At 73.0% G+C, this 18,329-nt stretch carries 19 protein-coding genes and 1 tRNA gene; 8 read left to right on the top strand and 12 right to left on the bottom strand.

Annotation, left to right across the window (positions count from 1 at the left end; translation table 11 throughout):
• Window positions 1–17 precede the first annotated feature (17 nt).
• From ASG70_RS08675 to ASG70_RS08665, 3 genes are all read left to right on the top strand, one after another.
• On the top strand, window positions 18–197 hold the full coding sequence (locus tag ASG70_RS08675; protein ID WP_056883442.1) for a hypothetical protein: 180 nt from the start codon (window positions 18–20) through the stop codon (window positions 195–197).
• Window positions 198–369: 172 nt separating this feature from the next.
• Window positions 370–1,182 carry a sulfite exporter TauE/SafE family protein gene (locus ASG70_RS08670; protein ID WP_056883441.1) on the top strand — a complete coding sequence of 271 codons (813 nt, stop codon included), beginning with the start codon at window positions 370–372 and terminating at the stop codon, window positions 1,180–1,182.
• Window positions 1,183–1,279: 97 nt separating this feature from the next.
• Window positions 1,280–1,900, top strand: coding sequence for a rhodanese-like domain-containing protein (locus ASG70_RS08665; RefSeq protein WP_082590363.1), 621 nt, complete (start codon window positions 1,280–1,282; stop codon window positions 1,898–1,900).
• Between the two features lie 72 nt (window positions 1,901–1,972).
• Here the strand turns inward: ASG70_RS08665 and ASG70_RS08660 are convergent.
• Both ASG70_RS08660 and ASG70_RS08655 read right to left on the bottom strand, forming a co-directional pair.
• Window positions 1,973–2,049 (bottom strand) — tRNA-Met (locus tag ASG70_RS08660).
• Between the two features lie 71 nt (window positions 2,050–2,120).
• Window positions 2,121–5,222 carry a UPF0182 family protein gene (locus tag ASG70_RS08655; RefSeq protein WP_056883440.1) on the bottom strand — a complete coding sequence of 1,034 codons (3,102 nt, stop codon included), beginning with the start codon at window positions 5,220–5,222 and terminating at the stop codon, window positions 2,121–2,123.
• 164 nt (window positions 5,223–5,386) lie between these two features.
• On the opposite strand from ASG70_RS08655, the gene ASG70_RS08650 reads away from it, so the two are divergent.
• Entirely contained in the window at window positions 5,387–5,923 is a 537-nt protein-coding gene (locus ASG70_RS08650) for a PPA1309 family protein (RefSeq protein WP_056883439.1), read from the top strand.
• Window positions 5,924–5,982: 59 nt separating this feature from the next.
• Here the strand turns inward: ASG70_RS08650 and ASG70_RS08645 are convergent, their stop codons facing one another.
• From ASG70_RS08645 to ASG70_RS08635, 3 genes are all read right to left on the bottom strand, one after another.
• Entirely contained in the window at window positions 5,983–7,047 is a 1,065-nt protein-coding gene (locus tag ASG70_RS08645; protein WP_235531413.1) for a PDZ domain-containing protein, read from the bottom strand.
• A gap of 101 nt (window positions 7,048–7,148) precedes the next feature.
• A complete protein-coding gene (locus ASG70_RS08640) occupies window positions 7,149–7,613 on the bottom strand; it encodes a molybdenum cofactor biosynthesis protein MoaE (RefSeq protein ID WP_200949231.1) in 465 nt (154 codons plus the stop codon).
• Window positions 7,610–8,764: an NAD(P)H-binding protein gene (locus tag ASG70_RS08635; RefSeq protein WP_082590362.1), complete on the bottom strand. Its 1,155-nt coding sequence runs from the start codon at window positions 8,762–8,764 to the stop codon at window positions 7,610–7,612. Before ASG70_RS08635 ends, ASG70_RS08640 begins: the two co-directional genes overlap by 4 nt.
• Window positions 8,765–8,827: 63 nt before the next feature.
• On the opposite strand from ASG70_RS08635, the gene ASG70_RS08630 reads away from it, so the two are divergent.
• Window positions 8,828–10,288: a zinc-dependent metalloprotease gene (locus ASG70_RS08630; RefSeq protein WP_235531412.1), complete on the top strand. Its 1,461-nt coding sequence runs from the start codon at window positions 8,828–8,830 to the stop codon at window positions 10,286–10,288.
• Window positions 10,285–10,869: an NUDIX hydrolase gene (locus tag ASG70_RS08625; protein ID WP_056883437.1), complete on the top strand. Its 585-nt coding sequence runs from the start codon at window positions 10,285–10,287 to the stop codon at window positions 10,867–10,869. The genes ASG70_RS08630 and ASG70_RS08625 overlap by 4 nt, the downstream gene beginning before the upstream one ends.
• Before the next feature lie 3 nt (window positions 10,870–10,872).
• Here ASG70_RS08625 and ASG70_RS08620 read toward each other — a convergent pair whose 3' ends face one another.
• Together ASG70_RS08620 and ASG70_RS08615 are read right to left on the bottom strand one after the other, a co-directional pair.
• Entirely contained in the window at window positions 10,873–11,445 is a 573-nt protein-coding gene (locus tag ASG70_RS08620) for a M48 family metallopeptidase (protein ID WP_056883436.1), read from the bottom strand.
• Window positions 11,446–11,548: 103 nt separating this feature from the next.
• Window positions 11,549–12,373, bottom strand: a complete 825-nt coding sequence (locus tag ASG70_RS08615) for an enoyl-CoA hydratase/isomerase family protein (RefSeq protein WP_235531411.1) — start codon at window positions 12,371–12,373, stop codon at window positions 11,549–11,551.
• 130 nt (window positions 12,374–12,503) lie between these two features.
• Here ASG70_RS08615 and ASG70_RS19635 point away from each other — a divergent pair, with 130 nt between their 5' ends.
• Window positions 12,504–12,662, top strand: coding sequence for a DUF5679 domain-containing protein (locus ASG70_RS19635; RefSeq protein ID WP_091788997.1), 159 nt, complete (start codon window positions 12,504–12,506; stop codon window positions 12,660–12,662).
• 1,058 nt (window positions 12,663–13,720) lie between these two features.
• On the top strand, window positions 13,721–15,058 hold the full coding sequence (locus ASG70_RS08605; protein ID WP_056883434.1) for an AarF/ABC1/UbiB kinase family protein: 1,338 nt from the start codon (window positions 13,721–13,723) through the stop codon (window positions 15,056–15,058).
• A gap of 17 nt (window positions 15,059–15,075) precedes the next feature.
• Here ASG70_RS08605 and ASG70_RS19260 read toward each other — a convergent pair whose 3' ends face one another.
• From ASG70_RS19260 to ASG70_RS08585, 5 genes are all read right to left on the bottom strand, one after another.
• The gene (locus tag ASG70_RS19260) at window positions 15,076–15,252 is read right to left on the bottom strand and encodes a hypothetical protein (protein ID WP_156399900.1); all 177 of its coding nucleotides are present in this window, start codon (window positions 15,250–15,252) and stop codon (window positions 15,076–15,078) included.
• A 2-nt stretch (window positions 15,253–15,254) separates the two neighbouring features.
• Window positions 15,255–15,872 carry an HhH-GPD-type base excision DNA repair protein gene (locus tag ASG70_RS08600; RefSeq protein ID WP_056883433.1) on the bottom strand — a complete coding sequence of 206 codons (618 nt, stop codon included), beginning with the start codon at window positions 15,870–15,872 and terminating at the stop codon, window positions 15,255–15,257.
• A gap of 50 nt (window positions 15,873–15,922) precedes the next feature.
• On the bottom strand, window positions 15,923–17,443 hold the full coding sequence (locus ASG70_RS08595; protein WP_056883432.1) for an alkaline phosphatase family protein: 1,521 nt from the start codon (window positions 17,441–17,443) through the stop codon (window positions 15,923–15,925).
• A gap of 99 nt (window positions 17,444–17,542) precedes the next feature.
• The gene (locus tag ASG70_RS08590; protein WP_056883431.1) at window positions 17,543–17,824 is read right to left on the bottom strand and encodes a hypothetical protein; all 282 of its coding nucleotides are present in this window, start codon (window positions 17,822–17,824) and stop codon (window positions 17,543–17,545) included.
• Window positions 17,821–18,108 carry a WhiB family transcriptional regulator gene (locus ASG70_RS08585; RefSeq protein WP_056883430.1) on the bottom strand — a complete coding sequence of 96 codons (288 nt, stop codon included), beginning with the start codon at window positions 18,106–18,108 and terminating at the stop codon, window positions 17,821–17,823. Before ASG70_RS08585 ends, ASG70_RS08590 begins: the two co-directional genes overlap by 4 nt.
• Between the last annotated feature and the right edge of the window lie 221 nt (window positions 18,109–18,329).

The following is an 18,329-nucleotide window of genomic DNA, read 5'->3' as shown; positions in this document are numbered from 1 at the left end:
CCGCAAGGAGAACCACCATGTGCCGTCCCGTGAGCTGCAAGGTCTGCGGCAAGACCACCTGGGCCGGTTGCGGCCAACACGTCGACCAGGTCATGGCCGGAGTGCCCCGCGCTGACCGCTGTCCCGGTCACAGCGCCGACGAGGCTGCGGCCACGACCGGCGGGTCGTTCCTCGGCCGGCTCTTCGGCAGGAGCTGACCCGCTCCCTCCCCCCCAGGACCGGGCGTCGCCGCCATCCCCCTGTCAGGCGGCGCCCGAGCGACCAGGACGCACGCGCCCCCTTCCGCGTCCTGGTCAACCCCGTCGGGGGGCCGGTGCCCCACTGCCCGGCCCCCCGACGGGCCCACTAAACCCAGGAGAGAACCCCACCGTGTCGCCTCTGGTCCTGCCCCTCGGACTGCTCATCGGCCTCGCGCTCGGCGCGCTCGGCGGAGGCGGGTCCATCCTCACCGTCCCCGCCCTGGTGTACCTGCTCGACCAGGACCCGCGCTCGGCCACGACCAGCTCGCTGCTCATCGTCGGCGCCACGTCCCTCATCGCCCTTGTGCCGCACGCTCGTGCAGGCCGCGTCCGGTTCGGGCAGGGCCTGATGTTCGGAGCCCTCGGCACCGCCGGGTCCTTCGCCGGGTCCGCGCTGGCCAGCCGTGTCGACCCCGAGGTCCTGCTGACCGCGTTCGCGGGGTTGATGCTCGTCGTCGCGACCCTGATGATCCGCCGCTCCCTACGCAGCACCGGCGCGAGCGGCGCCGTCGACGACCCCACGGTCGAGCCCATCCTCACCTTCCGCCCCATCACCTGCGCCTGCCCACGGCTGGCCAAGGTCGTCGTCACCGCCACCGCGGTGGGCCTGCTCACCGGGTTCTTCGGTGTCGGTGGCGGCTTCGTCCTGGTGCCGGCTCTGGTGCTGGCACTCTCATTCCCGATGCCGGTCGCCGTCGGCACCTCGCTGCTGGTCATCGCCGTCAACAGCGCCACCGCACTGACCGCCCGCATCACCACCGGGGCCATCCACCTGGACTGGCCCCTCATCGCGGGCTTCACCGCTGCGGCCGTCATCGGCAGCCTGTTCGGCGGCCGCATCACCGCCCGCGTCAAGCCCACGCACCTGACCCGGGCGTTCGCCGTCCTGCTCGTTGCCGTCGCGCTGTACACGGCCGTTCGCAGCATCCCCGCCCTGTTCTGACCCGCCATCGTCCGCGGCTCGCAGGCTCCCACCCGGCAGCGCACGCGCCCTGCTGACCTGCGCCGGGACCGACCCGGCGCGCCCTCGAAAGGAAACGATGACCCACCCCACGAACACCCCCACCACGGCTCAGGCCGGCACCGGGCTGCGTCGCCCCGCTGCGCTGGACGCTCACGCCGTGCAGGACTGGCTCACCGCCGCGGACGGGCCACGCCTCCTCGACGTGCGCAGCCCCGCCGAGTTCACCACCGCGCACATCCCCGGGTCCTACAACGTCCCGCTGGACCTGCTGCGTGAGCACAGGGACGAGCTGCGCACCCACCTGGGTGACGACGTCGTCCTCGTCTGCCGCTCCGGTGCCCGCGCCGCCCAGGCCGAGACCGTCCTGGCCGCAACAGGTCCGGGGAACCTACACGTCCTGTCCGGCGGCATCACCGCCTGGGAGGCCGCCGGAGGACCCCTGAGGCGTGGGGCGCAGACGTGGGAGCTCGAACGACAGGTTCGCCTGGTCGCCGGCAGCATCGTCCTGGCCGGAGTGCTGGCCAGCACCGTCGCGCCGTGGGCCAAGTGGCTCTCCGCCGGCATCGGGGCAGGCCTGGCCGGGGCTGCGCTGACGAACAGCTGCGCCATGGGCATGCTGCTGTCGAAGCTGCCCTACAACCGTCGCAACACCCCGGACCTGGCGGCCGTCCTGCGCCAGCTGCACGAAGACCGCTAGCCGGTCCGGGGTCGACCACCGGCACAGCAGAAGGCCCGGACCACTGGTCCGGGCCTTCTGTCGCTGACGCGTTGGTAGCGGGGGCAGGATTTGAACCTGCGACCTCCGGGTTATGAGCCCGGCGAGCTACCGAGCTGCTCCACCCCGCGTCGGTAGTCACCACTGTACGTGAAGCCCTGCGCCCGAACCAAATCGGGCGCAGGGCTCCACCTGACCACGCTCAGGGGGTCGACGTCGCCGACGGTGACGGGGAGGTCGACGGCGACGGCGACGGGGTCGCCGTGCCGGTGGTGGTCGGCGTCGGCGTGACGGTGGCCGTGCCGCCCTTCGGCGAGGCGGCGACCGCCCGCTGGATCGCGTCGTCGAGCCGCTTCTGCGCCTCGCCGTACGCGGTGAAGTCACCCTTCTTCAGCGCGGCCTGGCCGTCCGCGTACGCCGCCTGCAGGTCGGCGAGCGCCTTGGCGAGGGCCTTGGCGTCCCCGGCCGAGGGGGCGGTCGGCGTGCCGCCACCCGTACCGGTGCCACCCGTGCCCGTGCCGCCGGTCCCGGAGTCTCCGGCGGTGGCGCCGGAGTTGCCGCCGAACAGGCCGTCGAGCGCACCGTCGAGGGTGTCCGACCACGCCAGCTTGTTGCCGAACGCGACCACGGTCGCGCGGGACAGCGGGAAGGCGGTCGTCGTGTTGGCGCTGACGTAGATGGGCTGCACGTAGAGCAGTCCCCCACCGACGGGCAGCGTGAGCAGGTTGCCCAGCGTCACCCGCGACCCCTGCTGCCGCGCGTTGTTGAGGAACTGCGACAGCGTCAGGCTGAACGCCGGCGACGTCTGGTTGGACGAGCCGATGTCGTTCTGGACCTGGCCCGGACCCTTGACCTGGCTGTCCTTGGGCAGCTCGAGCAGCCGCAGGTTGCCGTAGTCGGCACTCGGCCTGCCCGCCTGCGAGCCGGCGTCGGCGTCGACGGACAGGAAGCCCGAGAGCACCTGACGGTCACCGACCGGCTTGAACGTCGTCGTCAGCGAGAACTTGGCGCTGGCCTGGTCGGGCATCTTCAGCGTCAGGTAGTAGGGCGGCTGGTCGACGTTGCGCTCCTCCTGGGCCGGGTCCTCTGGTACCTCCCAGAAGTCCTGGCCGCCGTAGAAGGAGGCTGCGTCGGTGACGTGGTAGCGCGTGAGCATCTGGCGCTGCACCTTGAACAGGTCCTCGGGGTAGCGCAGGTGCGACATCAGGTCGCTGCTGATCTCCGACAGCGGGCGCACAGTGTTGCCGAACGCCTTGCTCCAGGCCTTGAGCAGCGGGTCCTGGTTGTCCCACGCGTACAGCTTGATCGAGCCGTCGTAGGCGTCGACCGTCGCCTTCACCGAGTTGCGGATGTAGTTGACCTGGCCGGCGCCGATCGTCGTCACCGCGCTCGAGCGCGCGGTGGTCGAGTCGGAGGTGGCGTTGTCGATCTCGGTGAGCCGCGAGTAGGGGTAGTCGGCCGAGGTCGTGTAGCCGTCGATGATCCACTGCACCCGGCCGTCGACGACCGCAGGGTAGGGGTTGCCGTCGGCGGTCAGCCACGGCGCGACGCGCTTGACGCGCTCGAGCGGCGTGCGGTGGTCGAGGATCCTGCTGTCCTTGTTGACCGCGTCGGAGAGCAGGAAGTTGAGCTCGCGGTACTTCAGGGCGTAGGCCGCCTTGCGGGCGAACGAGCCGATGGAGACGCCGCCCTTGCCGGTGTAGGTCGTGTTCTTCTGACCGGCTGCGCTGTTGTCGGGGTAGTCGAACTCGCGCGGCGACGCCGACGAGGAGGCCCCGACCACGGAGTACTGGGGCGACTTCTCCCCGAAGTAGACGCGGGGCTCGAAGGTGCCGAGCGGCCCGGTCTGGGGGATGTTGCGCTCGTAGAAGACCGGCTCACCGTCAGGGGTGCGCTGGTTGCCGTACGCGGCGACGACGCCGAAGCCGTGGGTGTAGACGGTGTGGTCGTTGAGCCAGTTGCGCTGGTTGGTGGGGACACCCTGCAGGTCGAGCTCACGCACGGCCACGACGGTGTCACGGGTCTTGCCGTCGACGGTGTAGCGGTCGACGTCGAGCGCGTCCGGGAACGCGTAGTAGGACTTCACCGACTGCAGCTGCTTGAACGTCGGCGACACCACGATCGGGTCGACGAGGCGGATGCCGGGGATGGTCTCGGCGTCGTCGCGCAGCTGGCCCTGGCTCGCCTCGGTGGTGGCGGCGTACGGCGTGGTCTTGACCGACTCGATGCCGTAGGCGGCGCGCGTCGCCTTGATGCTGCGCTCGATGTAGGGCTGCTCCTTGGACTTCTCCGACGGCTTCACCTCGAAGCGCTGCACCAGGGCGGGGTAGATGCTGCCGACGACCACTGAGGTGATCACCAGGAGGGCGACCCCGACGACGGGCAGGCGCCACGAGCGGGTCCAGATCGAGGCGACGAAGATGCCGGCCACCATGACGGCCGACACGGCGAGGATCGCCTTGGCCGGCAGCACGGCGTGCGCGTCGGTGTAGCGGATGCCGGTCAGCAGCGAGGAGTCCTTGACCGCCAGCGAGTAGCGGTCGAACCAGTACGTCGCCCCGCGGACCAGCACCAGGACGGCGACGAGGACGGCGAGGTGGGTGCGGGCGGCACGCGTGGTTCGCTCGGCCCGGGCCTGGATCTGGAGACCGCCGTAGACGTAGTGGGTGAAGGCCGCCGCCAGCAGCGCCATCACCAGCGCCATGGTGAAGAACCCGAGGATGAAGCGGATCCACGGCAGCTCGAAGACGAAGAACGAGAGGTCCCTGTCGAACTGCGGGTCCGTGGTGCCGAACGTCCCGCCGTTGCGCCACAGCAGGAACGTCTGCCACTGGCCCGCGGCACCGGTGCCGGCGAGCAGCCCCAGGACGGCGGGGACGCCGAACATGGCGACCTTGCGCAGCGGCTCGATGGCCTCGCGGTACTGGTCGAGGTTCTGCTGCTGGGTCGTGACGGGCGCGTAGATCGGGCGCGTCCGGTACGCGATGAGCAGGCTCGAGGCGACCAGTGCCGCGGTGATGACGAACCCGATGACGAACAGCAGGATCTTCGTGGTCAGCTGGGTGGTGAACACGCTCTCGTAGCCGACGGAGTCGAACCACAGCACCTCGGTCCACAGCGACGACGCGATGGACACGATGAACCCGAGGACGACGAGGATGAGGATCGTCGGCAGCAGCGGGCCGCGGCGCCGCCGGAAGCTCAGGGTCGGGGGACGTCGTCCGCCCGCTCCCCCACGGGGTGGACCCGCCGGCCGACCGCCCTCGCCCGGTTCGCCCTGGCCGAACCACTCTGAAGAACTCACTGCACGCCCGATCTGCCGCGCCACCGCCCACGGTGGCGGCCTGCTGGTAGTGGGACCAACTTACCGACCACCGCTGGGGTTCCCGCTGCGTACCCGGACATGCCGCTCGCCGCCCGAGGACCGCCGCGTGGCCCCCGCACGGCGGGGTACGGCACGATGGGCGCGTGAGCCAGACCTCCCAGCCCGTCGCCGACCCGCTGTCCATCGCAGCCCTCGACACCGAGCGGCACGTCGCCGCCTCCGGGTGGGACCAGAACCCGCGCCTGTTCGCGCTCGTGCCCACCTCGGACCTCGTCGCTCGCGAGCCGCACCTCAAGGCGCAGCTGAAGGGGGCAGACCTCGCCGAGGGTGCGCTGAGCGCCATCGAGCAGGAGGACCTCCCCCGCACCTCCAACCTCGAGTCGCTGCTCGGGGGGATCGCCTGGCCCGACACCGTCGTGGGGGCCGCCCTGGCGATCGAGCGCATCGTCGTCCCGCCGGAGGCCGAGCGCGACCTGCCGGTCCACGCCGAGTCGGCCGTCGACGCCCTGGCCGCGCACCCGCTGCGCCAGGACGTGCGCCTGCTCGTCGCCGTCACCCGCGACGGCCAGAGCCGCTGCCTGCTGCGCCAGCGCGCCCACGACCGCGACGACCAGGTCGCCCTCGGCGAGGACATCGCGCCGGGCCTCGTGCACGCCCTGCGCGCGACCCTGCAGGACTGACGCAGTCACCGGCCGTCGCCCGTTGCGGGCACGCGGCCGGTGACCTGGCGCCCGGTGAGCTACTTCGTGCAGGTGGGCAGGTCCGTGGCCCTGCCTGCCGCGATGGCCTCGACGGACTTCCTCGCTTCGTCGAAGGACGCGATCCGCACGACCCGCAGCCCGTCGGGCACGTGGCCGACGACCTCGTCGCAGTTGGATGCCGGGGCCAGGAACCACTTGGCCCCGCCGTCGCGGGCGCCGACGAGCTTCTGGCGGATGCCCCCGATCGCGCCCACCGTGCCGGTCGCGTCGATGGTGCCCGTGCCGGCGATCTTCTGCCCGCCGGTCAGCGCCCCGGGCGTGATGCGGTCGTAGACACCGAGGGCGAACATCGTCCCCGCCGAGGGCCCGCCCACGTTGCCCGCGTCGATCTTGACGTCGAACGGGAAGTCGAACCTCGTCCCGAGGAACACACCCACCGTGGTGCGGCCGTCGGACTCACGGGTCTTCGCCTCGACCTGCACGTCCTTGCCGTTGCGCAGCAGGCTCAAGGCGACGGTGTCGCCCGGCTTGTGCGTGCTGATGGCGCTGCGGATGGCGTCGGGCCCGTCGACCTTCTTGCCGTCGACGGCAAGCACCCGGTCACCGGCCTTGAGCAGCGCGGCCGACGGCGCGTCCTGGGCGACCTGGCCGATGACGACCTGGGTCGGCACCTTCTGCCCGGTGGCCTTGAGCGCCACCGCGATCGCCTCCTGCTGGGAGTCGATCATCTCGGCCGTGCTCTCCTCCTCGACCTGCTTGTCGGTCACGCCCTTGGGGAAGTAGAGCTCCTCCTTGACGACCGCCTCGTTCGGGTCGACCGCCGCCTTGAGGACGTCCCACACGGTGACGCGGAAGCCGGGGCCGCCGGCGACCCGCACCGTCGTGAAGTCGAGGGCACCCTGAGTGGGGTAGGTCGGGGCCCCCGAGACGGTGATGAGGTCCTTGCCGGAGAGCTTGCCGAGGGTGTTGGTGATGGGGCCGGGCTTCATGATCACGTAGGGCAGGCCCACGATGGTCGACAGCGCGGCGAGGGCGATGAGCAGGAACATCACCACGAGACCGGTCGCCGACCGGCGCCCGAGCCGGTACGGGTCCTGGGTCACGGGACTCCCCGGGGCGCCGGGCGCACCAGGTGCACCGGGTGCGCCGTACGAACCCGGGCCGGGCGTGCCGAAGGAACCGGACTGGCCGGTGGACGGGGTCGTCACGGCAGCCCCACCCACTCGTCGGAGCCGTCGGAGAACTGCTGGTGCTTCCAGATCGGGACGGTCGACTTCAGCGTGTCGACGAGGTCGCGGCACGCCTCGAACGCCTGGCCGCGGTGCGGGGCCGACACCGCCGCCACCACGGCCGTGTCGCCGATCTCGAGGTGGCCCACCCGGTGGACCGCGCCGAGGCGGGCGACGGGGTGGCGGGAGGCGACCTGCTCGCAGACCGCGCGAAGCTCGGCCACGACGGACGGGTGCGCGGAGTAGTCCAGCGCCGCCACCGCCTCGCCGTGGTCGTGGTCGCGGACGACGCCGACGAACACCACGATCCCCCCGCAGCGGGGGTGGCGGACCAGCCCCATGACCTCGTCGACGCTCAGCGCCTCGTCACGGACATCGCAGAGGACGACCTCGGGCACATCGGTGTCCAGGTCCGTGGGTGTGGTGACCGGTTCGCTCATGCGCTGGCACCCTTCCTGCGGCGGCGCCGCATGATCGCCGCGGTGCCCACCAGGGCCACCGCGGCACTGGCCGCCCCGAGGGCGGCGTCCTTGCGGTCGAGGCGTCGCGCCGCGACCGCGTGTGAGCCCCGGATGGCGTCCAGGAGGACACCGAGGCACGTCTCATTGTCATGGACCGGCACCCACCCGTGTCCCAGCAGCGTGTGGGAGGATACCGCCCACGGGAACGCGACGAACGCCAGGTCACTGGCGGGTGCCGGCAAGACCCCAACGCGGTGGAGGCGGTCGGCGGTTCCCATGGCCGCGCCCATGCTCAGCTCCACGCTGCGCATCCCCGTCAGCCGCTCGAGGTCGGCCTGGGTGAGGTGCCCGGGCGCACCGACGGCAACGGCTCCCTCGATGGCGCAGGCGACGACGGCCGCGACGGCCGAGCCCAGGTCGTCGACGTGGCAGAACTGCCACGCCGCGTCCGCGCCGCGCACCGACAGCAGGCGCGGCGCCTCGAAGTGGCGGGTGGTGACCGTGTCGACGCCGTCACCCACGAGGGCGGCCGGCCGCACGACGGTGGTGCGCATCCCCGGGTGCACCTCGCGGGCCACCGCCACGAGATGCTCGACGTCCATGAGGTCACCGACCTGGCCCTCGTCCGAGGGCGCCCGCAGTGGCGCGTCGTCCTCGAGCGGCACCGGGTTGTCCGGCAGGGCGCCGTACACCTGTGCGCCGGTGACGACCACGAGGTGCCGCACCCCTGCGGCCGCCGCGGCGGTGACGACGGTCTGGGCACGTCGCAGGCTGCGCTCACGGCGCACCCGCGCGCCGAGGGCGAGGTCCTGCTCGAGGTTCGTGCTCGCCGCGACGTACACCGCCGCGTGGACGCCGGCGAGCGCGGTCACGAGCGCGGGGTCGGCCGGGTCCGCGTAGCGGAAGTCCACGCCGCCCACGGACGGGCGCTCGGTGTCGACCGCGACCACGGTGCCGACCCGCGACTGCGCCCCGGGCGCACCGGGTACGGCGTGCCCGCGGGCCGCCGCGACCACGAGGGCGCGCAGCACGGCGCGGCTGGCCGGGTCGGCGGTGCCGACGACGGCCACGTCGATCGCGCTACGCCGCGAGCGAACGCCGCCCCGCCCGGCGCGGGCAGGGGAACTCACACAGGCCTCCGCGTGGTTGTCTTGGGTGGAAGCCCATCCTCTCAGGACAGCCCAGGAGCAGTCGTGCCCGACCACCCGCAGTCCCCCGACGCACCCCGTGACGGGTCCGGTGACGAGTCCGGCTCCGGCCTGCCACCCGAGCTCGAGGAGGTGCTGAAGGGCCTCACCGGCGGGCACCTCGACCCCGAGATGGCCAAGGCCCTCAAGGACATGGGCATCGACCGCGTCGACCCCGCGATGCTGCAGATGATGGTCGGCCAGATGCAGGCGATGTTCGCCAGCCCCGACACCGACCCCTTCAACGTCGCCCTGGCCACCGACACCGCGCGCAAGACCGTCTCCGCCGCGGGCGACACCACCGTCGGCGAGGCCGCGGGCCGCCAGGTCGCCCAGGCGGCCCAGGTCGCCGAGCTGTGGCTCGACGAGGTCACGGCGTTCGACGCGCCCGGCATCACGACTCACGCGTGGAGCCGCGCCGAGTGGGTCGAGGGCACCATGGCGACGTGGACCACGCTCGTGGAGCCGGTGGCCGAGGGTGTCGGGCGCGCCGTCGGTGACGCCATGCGCACCCAGCTCCAGCAGCTCGGTGAGGGTGGCCTGCCGGAGGGCCTCATCCCCGAGGGCCTGCTGCCCGCGGGCACCGACCCCTCCGCCCTGCTCGGCCAGGTCGAGCCGATGATGGCCAAGATGAGCGGCTCGATGTTCGGGTTGCAGGTCGGCCAGGCGCTCGGCGCGCTCGCCACGGAGACGGTCAGCGGTACGGAGGTGGGTCTGCCCCTCGTCGCCGACCGCTCCGTCGTGCTGCTGCCGGCCAACGTCGAGGCGTTCGCCGACGGCCTGGGCGTCGACCTCGACCAGGTGCGCCTCTACCTCGCGGTGCGCGAGGCGGCTCGCGTGCGGCTGTTCTCCGAGGTGCCCTGGATCGGGCCGCAGCTGCTCGCTGCGGTCCGCGACTACGCCCGCGACATCAGCATCGACACCGACCGCATCGAGTCGGCGCTGACCTCGGTCGACGCCAGCGACCCGACGGCGCTCCAGTCCGCGCTGCAGGACCAGCTGTTCCGTCCCGAGCCCAGCCCCAGCCAGCGGGCCGCCCTCGCCCGGCTCGAGACCTACCTCGCCCTCGTAGAGGGCTGGGTCGACGTCGTGTCGGAGCGCGCGACCAGGGCCCACCTCCCCCAGGCCGCGAGCCTCGGCGAGGCCGTACGCCGCCGCCGCGCCACCGGCGGGCCCGCCGAGAAGGTCTTCGCCGGCCTCGTGGGCCTCGAGCTGCGGCCGCGCCGACTGCGCGACGCCGCGAACCTGTGGGCCGCCCTCGAGGACCGCCACGGCCAGGACGGCCGGGACGCCGCCTGGGGCCACCCGGACGTCGCCCCCACCGCCGCCGACCTCGACGACCCGCTGGGCTACGTCGAGCGCCTCGGCGGGGCCGGTGACACGGACATGGACGCAGCCCTCGACGCCCTCCTGCGCGACGGCGACGCGCGCCCTGACGGTGGCGAGGACGCCGGGGACGGGCGGTGACCAGCGCTCCCCCCACGGAGGTCCCGGCTGCATACCTGTCGCTGCGTGAGGACGCCCTCGCCCGGCTGGAGGCCTGGCAGGCGCCGGACCCCCAGCAGGAACAGTGGCGTCGCGAGCTTGTCGAGCACTGCCTCGAGCACCCGGGCGCCCTGTGGAAGCAGGGACCACCGCAGCACCTCACCACCGGCGCCATCGTGCTCAGCCCTTCCCTCGACCGGGTCCTGCTGACGCTGCACGCCAAGGCCGGGATGTGGCTGCAGTTCGGGGGGCACTTCGAGCCCGAGGACACCACCGTCCTCGCCGCCGCGACCCGCGAGACCCGCGAGGAGAGCGGGCTGCCCGACATCGTGCTCGACCCACGGATCGTGGAGCTGCACCGGCACGAGCTGCTGGCCACGGCGTTCGGCCGCTGCGCAGAACACCTCGACATCCGGTTCGCCGGGGTGGCGCCGGACGACGCGGCCTTCGCGGTCAGCGACGAGTCGCTGGACGTCGCCTGGTGGCCGGCGGACGGCATGCCGCCGGAGACCGAGGCCGAGCTCGGCCCGCTCGTGCGGGCGGCGCAGCGGCTGCTCGCCTGACGCTCAGTCGGTGGCGCTGATGTCCAGGGCCGCTTCGCCGAGCTCGTCGCTGCGGTCGCTCACGTCGTCCTCGAGGTCGAGCCCGGCTGTGGCGGCGACGCCCTCGAGGTAGCCGCGGGCGCGTTCGGTGCGCGGGTAGCTCTCGAGCAGCGACCAGAACTCGGGTCCGTGCCCGGGCGCGAGCAGGTGGGCGAGCTCGTGCAGCACGACGTAGTCCAGGACGTAGGACGGCATGCCCTTGACCCGGGCCGAGATCCGGATGGTGCCGTCGGCGGGGGTGCACGAGCCCCAGCGCGAGTTCTGGTTGGTGACCCAGCGGATGCTCGTCGGCTTGGCCAGACCCCCGAGGTGCCGCTGCGACAGCTCCGTGGCCCGCTTGGCCAGCTGGCTGTCGCTGGGCCGGCGCCGCTGGTCGCCCTTCTCGAGCTTGGCCACCATGGTGGCCACCCACTGCTGCTCCTCGGCTCGGGTGAACCGGGCGGGGATCAGCACGATGGTGCGCCCGTTCTCGCGGTAGGCGCTCACGGTGCGGCGCCGACGCCGACTGCGCCTGACCTCGATGTCAGTGGTCCCCATGCTCCTCACGATAGGCGAGGACGCTGACAACGCCGGTGATCTGCGGCGCGACACCCGCGCCCCAGCCCGGGCCGGCCGGCGACTGGCACGACGGGCCCGGGCGCTACCGGCCGCGGAACTGCGGCGTACGGCGCGCCGCGGCGGCGGCGATGCCCTCCTGCACGTCCTCGGTGGCCAGGGTCGTGGCCTGCGCCAGCGCCTCCCACTGCAGGGCGGTCTCGTGGTCGGCGTGACCCCCCGAGCGCAGCGCCTGCAGGGTCAGACGCGTGGCGACCGGCGCGGCTGCGGCGATGCGCTCCGCCGCGGCCAGCGACTCGTCGAGCACCGCGTCCGCGGGCAGCGCGCGCGAGGCCAGCCCGAGCTGGACGGCCTCGGTCCCTGTGACCAGGCGCCCCGTGAGCAGCAGGTCGCGGGCCACGGCCGACCCGGCCACGTCGGGCAGCGACCACGTGGTCGCCATACCGGGGTGCAGGCCGAGGGCGGTGAAGGGCACGCCCAGCCTGGCGTCGGAGGCGACGTAGCGCAGGTCGCACGCGAGGGCGAGCGCCATCCCGGCCCCGATCGCCGCGCCGTTGACCGCGGCGATGGTCGGCACCTCGAGGTCGCGGACGGCCAGCCAAGACCGGTAGAACGCGAGCATCCTCGTGCGCAGGTCAGGCACCGAGGCGTCCGGGTCGGACACGAGCCACGTCAGGTCGCCGCCGGCGCAGAACGCGGGAGCCGCCCCGGTGACGACCACAGCCGCCAGGTCACCGTCGGCGCGCAGCAGCCGCATCACCTCGACCCACGACGCCGTCATCGGCCCGCTCATCGAGTTGCGCCGCTCCGGCAGGTCCAGGGTCACCACCGCCACCCGCCGACCGGACGCCTCGTGGGCCCTGACCTGCAGGTCCTCGTACTCCCCGTCCCACCACTCGTGACCCGTCACGGCACGAAGCCTAGGGGTGGCGCTGAGCACGGAGGACACGCCCCCTTCCGCGATTTTGTGCTCAGCATGGTCTACGGTGGCCGAAGTCCGACGGCGCAGCGTGCGCCGAGATCGACAAGGAGACATCGCGATGGCTGAAGAGACCTACAAGGGCGAGTTCTACTGCGTGAAGTGCAAGGAGAAGCGCGAGGCCGAGGGCCGTGTCGTGGAGACGAACGGCCGCCGCATGGCCAAGGGCGTCTGCCCCGTCTGCGGGACCAACCTCAACCGCATTCTCGGCAAGGCCTGACGCAGGCCGCCTTTGCGAGGGGCGGATCCGACCACGGTCGGGTCCGCCCCTCGCTGCGTCCCCGGGCCCGCCCGCTGCGGCCTGGACCGTCCGGGGCCGCCTGGGGGCGCCTGTGGATGAGTGGCGAGGGCGCCCACCGGCTGTGGCAGGTTGGCGCAGGTGACCCGAGGCCCCCTGCTCAAGACCGTCTGGCCCGTGCTGCGTCGTGGGCCCGGCCAGGTGCAGTTCGGCACCGACGTGGAGCGCGGGGCGGTGGTCGTCGGCCTGACGCCAGCGCAGGTAGCGGCCGTCGAGGCCCTCGACGGCACGCACGAGCTGCCCGAGGCCCTCACCACGCCGTCGGGCCGGGTGCTGCTCGACCACCTCCTCGCCCGCGGCCTCGTGGTCGACGCCACCGGCCCGGCCGCCCTGCCGCCGTCCACGCGGGCCGTGCTGTCGCCCGAGTCCGACGCCCTGCTGCGCACGTCCTCGCCGCCCGAGGCCGGGTACGGCGCGCTCGTGCGGCGCCACGCCGCCCACGTGCTGGTGTCGGGGCGCGGCGAGGTCCCGAGCGCCGTGGCGGTGGCCCTGCGCCGGGCCGGGGTGTCCCGCGTGTCGCAGGGAGCCAGGGCAGCGGACGACTGGGAGCACGCGCCGGCCGGCCTGCCCGACGTCGTCGTGCTGGTCGCCTCCGGCGCCGTCGACCCCGCGTCGGCGCAGCCCTGGCTGCGGCACGCCGTACCCGTCCTGCCGCTCGTGATGCACGAGGTGGAGGCCGTCGTCGGGCCGCTGGGTGTCACCGGAGGTCCGTGCCTGCGGTGCCTCGACCTCGCCCGGGCCGACCTCGACCCCGCCTGGCCGGCCCTCCTCGGCCAGCTCACCCGACCCACGGTCGGGCCGGGACAGGACGTCGGCGGCGAGGCGTCGCTCGTGGGCGTGGCCTCTGCGATGGCGGCGATGGTCGTCCTCGGCGTGCTGGACGGACAGCCGCTGCCGGTCGGCAGGTCGCTCGAGGTCGGGCTGCCGTGGCCGCGGGTNCCCGCCGACGCAACTCCCCCGCGACAGGTGAGAATGGCTGGATGAACGAGCTCCCGCGTCGCGCCGTCAGCCGCACGGCCCGCCTGGCCAGCCTGCCCCTCGGGTTCGCCGGGCGCACCGCGGTCGGCCTCGGCAAGCGCGTCGGCGGCAAGCCGGCCGAGCTCGTCGCCGCCGAGCTGCAGGCCCGCACCGCCCAGCAGCTCTTCACCGTGCTCGGGGAGCTCAAGGGCGGCGCCATGAAGTTCGGCCAGGCCATGTCGGTCATGGAGGCTGCCCTGCCCGAGGAGATGGCCGCGCCCTACCGCGCCACCCTCACCAAGCTGCAGGAGGCCGCGCCCCCGCTGCCCGCGGCCACGGTCCACACCGTCCTCGCCGAGGAGCTCGGCCCCCGCTGGCGCACGGCGAAGTTCCAGTCCTTCGACGACACCCCCGCAGCGGCCGCGTCCATCGGCCAGGTGCACCGCGCGGTGTGGCGCGACGGGCGCGAGGTCGCCGTGAAGATCCAGTACCCGGGAGCCGGCAAGGCGCTGCTGTCCGACCTCAACCAGCTCGCCCGCGTCGCCCGGCTGGCCGGTGGCTGGATCCCCGGCATGGACATCAAGCCGATCACCGACGAGCTGAAGTCGCGCATGTCCGAGGAGCTCGACTACAACCTCGAGGCCTCCAACCAGCGCAGGTTCGCCAAGGTGTTCCGCGACGACCCGCACTTCGTGGTGCCGGAGGTCCTGGTCCACAGCGAGCACGTCATCGTCTCCGAGTGGATGGACGGCACCCCGCTGTCGACGATCGTCGCCAAGGGCACGCCCGAGCAGCGCAACGCCGCCTCCCAGCGCTACATGGAGTTCCTGCTCGTGGGCCCGGCCCGCGCGGGGCTGCTCCACGCCGACCCGCACCCGGGCAACTTCCGGCTGCTCGAGGACGGCCGGCTCGGCGTCATCGACTACGGCGCCGTCAACCGCCTCCCCCACGGCCTGCCGTCCGCGATGGGCACGCTCGCGGCGGCCGCGCTGTGCGGTGACGCCCCGGCCCTCGAGGCGGGCCTGCGGTCCGAGGGCTTCATCAAGCCGACCATGTCGCTGGACGCCCACGCGCTGCTCGACTACCTCCAGCCGTTCATCGACCCGCTGATGCACGAGGAGTTCACCTTCAGCCGACCCTGGCTGCGCAGCGTCGCCGCCCACGTCAACGACGTGCGCCGGCCGGAGTTCCTCGTGGGCATGAAGCTCAACCTGCCGCCGTCGTACCTGCTCATCCACCGCGTCTGGCTCGGGGGGATCGGGGTGCTGTGCCAGCTGAACGGCACCATCCCCGCGCGCGCCATCGTCGTCGAGCACATGCCCGGGCTGAAGCTGCACACCCTGCCGCCGCCCCTCGACTGACCCATCCGGGGGCAGGCTCACCACCAGGCGCTGTCGAGCTTCCCCTCGATGCTGCGCAGGTGCTCGCGGCTGCAACGGTCACACGTCCAGACGTCGCGGCCGTCCTCGGTGCCGCGCGTCCAGGTGATGGCGGCCAGCGCCGGGTCGGGCGCCACCTGCCCGCAGGTGGCGCAGACCGGGGCGTCCTGCGCCACGGTCAGGCCTTGGCCGACTTGACCGGCTTGACCGGCTTGACCGAGGCGGCCTTCGCCTTCGCCTCGGCCTTGGCGGCCTGCTTGAACTCGCGCACCTTGGCCAGCGACTCGGCGTCGACGACGTCGGCCACCGACCGGTACGAGCCGTCCTCGGCGTAGGGACCGACGGCCTGCTGCCAGCCGGCCGGCCGCACGTCGAGCTGCTTGCCCACCAGTGCCGCGAAGATGCGGGCCTTCTGGTCGCCGAACCCGGGCAGCGCCCGGAGGCGCGCGAGCAGGTCGGCCGCGTCCGACGCCCCCGTCCAGATGGTCTCCGCGTCGCCGTCGTACTCGTCGCGGACCACCACGGCGAGCTGCTGGACGCGTCCTGCCATGGACCGGCCGTAGCGGTGGATGGCAGGAGGGGTCGAGCACAGGTCGGCGAACGCGTCGGGCTCGGCGTCGGCGATGGCCGAGGGGTCCAGCGTCCCGAATCGCTCGACGATCTTCCAGGGGCCGCGGAACGCGTGCTCCATCGGGTACTGCTGGTCCAGCAGCATGCCCACCAGGAGCGCGAACGGGTCCGAGCTGAGGACCGCGTCGGCGGCCTCGTCCTGGGCGATGCGGATCTGCGTGGCCATGGCGGCCAGCCTAGCCACGCGGGGTGGTGGTCGCAGCAGCCCTGAGGTGGTCAGAGGAGGTAGACGAAGCCGGGGCCCTCGTCGCGGTAGGGGATGCCGAGCGCCTCCAGCGCGGGCGCCCACGATCCGGTGACCGAGGGGTCGGCCGCCTCGAACCCGTGGTCGGCGGTGAGCAGGAAGGTGACCTCGTCGCGGACCCCCAGCGACTCGAGGTGGTCGAGGAACGCCACCAGCCGGGCGTCGCTCTGCCGCAGGGCGTCGCGTGCCATCGGCGAGCGAGGGCCACCACCGTGGTAGCCGGCATCGGTGACGACGTTGGCCCACCAGGTCAGCACCGGCGCGGTGTCGGCGTCCTCCCAGAGCTGCAGCACCTGCTGCAGGCCGAGGTCGTCGACCTGCATGCCCCAGTGGAAGTAGCTGTCGTCGAGGTGCTCGGGGTGCTGCAGGAACACCGACGTCGCCGGGTCGGGCATGAGGTCGCCCATGCCGTCGGCGGCCGCGTGGAACCCGCCGGCCTGGCGCAGCAGCGCCATGGTGCCGTAGTCCGCGCCCCGGTCGATCGCCTCGTCGACGCTGGCCGTTCGCGGCGAGCTGCGTTGCGGCACATGGTCGTTCACCATCTCGAAGACCGTGCGCACACCCGGCCGCAGCCACTCTGCACTGCGGTGCCAGGTCGCGGCTTCGTTGGGCACGACGCGCTCACCGGTGGCCCGGTCGAAGAAGACGTTGCCCAGCACCCCGTGCCGCCCCGGGCCGACGCCGGTGAGGATCGAGGTGTGGTTGGTCAGGGTGACGCTCGGGAACTCCGCCACCGCTCCCCCGCGCAGCGCCATCCCCCGCTCGAGGAGCCAGGCGACGCCGGGCAGCTCGCCGGCCTCCGCCATGGCGAGCAGGTCACCGCAGTGGGCGCCGTCCCAGAGGATGCCGACGACGCGACGAGGTGGGTTCGCCGGGACACCCTCTGCGTCGGTCCGCGGCTGCACCTCCGCTGCGGTCGGCCGGAGGTACTGCGTGAGCGGGGTGCCGTCCAGCGGCTCACCACCCGCATCGGCGAGGTCGGCCTCCGGGACACCGCAGAGCACGGCGAGCGTCGGGCCGACGTCGACGAGACGGGCGTGGTCGTCGACCGCGCCCAGCCGCTGCACCCCGGGACCGGCCATGACCAGGGGCGCGCGGGACTGGATCACGTCGAGCGACCCGTGCTCGCCGCGGTGGCCGCCCTCGTCGGGGAAGAAGTGGCGGGGCGTGTGCACCACCGCGACGTCGGGGCTGCGGTCGGCATCCCCGAACGCCGAGAGGATCCGCCGCGCCGCGTACGGGTAGGCGTTGTCGGTGGAGACGCGGGGACCCGGGGACGCGAGCTCGGCGGCATACGGCAGGAAGGCCATCGGGTCCGTCGAGGGCACCGGGTCCTGACCCGCCACCACCTCGTGGCGGCCGTCGGCGTGCAGCCGCACCCGGCCGAGGTGGTTGGCCGCCATCGCGGCGCCGTCCTCCACCCACACGACCAGGTCGACGACGGGGGCGAGCTCGGGCGCGGTCAGGGCTGCCACCACGGCGTCACGCGACATGCCGCGAGCCTAGGTGGTGCCGCCCGCGAGTGCCCGGACATGGATGAACCCGCCGGGACCACCTCGATACGGGGGTCCCGGCGGGTTCGGGGCGGCGGGTCACCGGGCCAGCATGCGAGGCATGGCCAGCAGCATCTCGTGCTGCGACTGTGCCTCGAGCCGGCGCTGGTACTCCCGCTGACGGCGCCGGCGATGGGCGCGCGCCAGGTCGGCGTACAAGGCCTGGAACATGATCGGTCTCCTGGTGGTGCGGTGCTGGACGGTGGTGGTGTGCGGGCGGCGCAGGAGCCGTCCCGTGGACCCGGCATCGACGGCCGGGTCCACGGGAGCCCCCTCAGGCACCCCCGCGATCGGGGTGGCGGTCACGACGGCGGCGCTCATGCGGCGACCGGGTTCTTCCGCGGGCGGCCGCGCGGCCGCTTGCGGGCGACGACGACCCCCTGGACGAAGAGCTCGCCTCCCCAGACGCCCCACGGCTCGGCACGGTCGATGGCTCCTGCGAGGCAGGCCATCCGGGCCGGGCACGTGTGGCACAGCGATTTCGCGAACTCGACGTCGGCGGGGCTCTCGGCGAACCACATCTCGGCGTCGTTCTCTCGACACGGGATGCCGTCGCCTGCCGTCGCGGCCTGCTCGTTCAGGTCGTGGAGTGCGCTCAACTGCATCGGGTGTCACCTCCCTCTCGTCGTCCCGCCACGGTGGTGGCAGTGGTGTGCGTCTCGTTCTCGCCGGTGGTTCCCCGGTCGGGGGCCGGCGTGTTCTCGTCGGTGCTGTCGTGCTTCATCGGTGGTGCTTCTCCCTGCAGGTCTGGTGCGGAAGAAATCTGTCTGGACAAACAGAAAGGCCGCGGATCCCGGATGTCGGGTTCCGCGGCCTCGGAGAGGTC

Origin of the sequence: Phycicoccus sp. Soil748 (assembly GCF_001428025.1) — a bacterium.
Taxonomy (GTDB): Bacteria; Actinomycetota; Actinomycetes; order Actinomycetales; family Dermatophilaceae; genus Pedococcus.
This window is presented reverse-complemented; position numbering and strand designations above follow the sequence as displayed.

What these genes read in the sequence shown, in the direction of transcription:
- ASG70_RS08665 (WP_082590363.1), top strand. Translation starts at nt 1,280, where the DNA reads ATGACCCACCCCACGAACACCCCCACCACGGCTCAGGCCGGCACCGGG.
- ASG70_RS08640 (WP_200949231.1), bottom strand. Translation starts at nt 7,613, where the DNA reads ATGAGCGAACCGGTCACCACACCCACGGACCTGGACACCGATGTGCCC.
- ASG70_RS08600 (WP_056883433.1), bottom strand. Translation starts at nt 15,872, where the DNA reads ATGGCCACGCAGATCCGCATCGCCCAGGACGAGGCCGCCGACGCGGTC.
- ASG70_RS08585 (WP_056883430.1), bottom strand. Translation starts at nt 18,108, where the DNA reads ATGCAGTTGAGCGCACTCCACGACCTGAACGAGCAGGCCGCGACGGCA.
- ASG70_RS08590 (WP_056883431.1), bottom strand. Translation starts at nt 17,824, where the DNA reads ATGAGCGCCGCCGTCGTGACCGCCACCCCGATCGCGGGGGTGCCTGAG.
- ASG70_RS08675 (WP_056883442.1), top strand. Translation starts at nt 18, where the DNA reads ATGTGCCGTCCCGTGAGCTGCAAGGTCTGCGGCAAGACCACCTGGGCC.
- ASG70_RS08605 (WP_056883434.1), top strand. Translation starts at nt 13,721, where the DNA reads ATGAACGAGCTCCCGCGTCGCGCCGTCAGCCGCACGGCCCGCCTGGCC.
- ASG70_RS08620 (WP_056883436.1), bottom strand. Translation starts at nt 11,445, where the DNA reads ATGGGGACCACTGACATCGAGGTCAGGCGCAGTCGGCGTCGGCGCCGC.
- ASG70_RS19635 (WP_091788997.1), top strand. Translation starts at nt 12,504, where the DNA reads ATGGCTGAAGAGACCTACAAGGGCGAGTTCTACTGCGTGAAGTGCAAG.
- ASG70_RS08595 (WP_056883432.1), bottom strand. Translation starts at nt 17,443, where the DNA reads ATGTCGCGTGACGCCGTGGTGGCAGCCCTGACCGCGCCCGAGCTCGCC.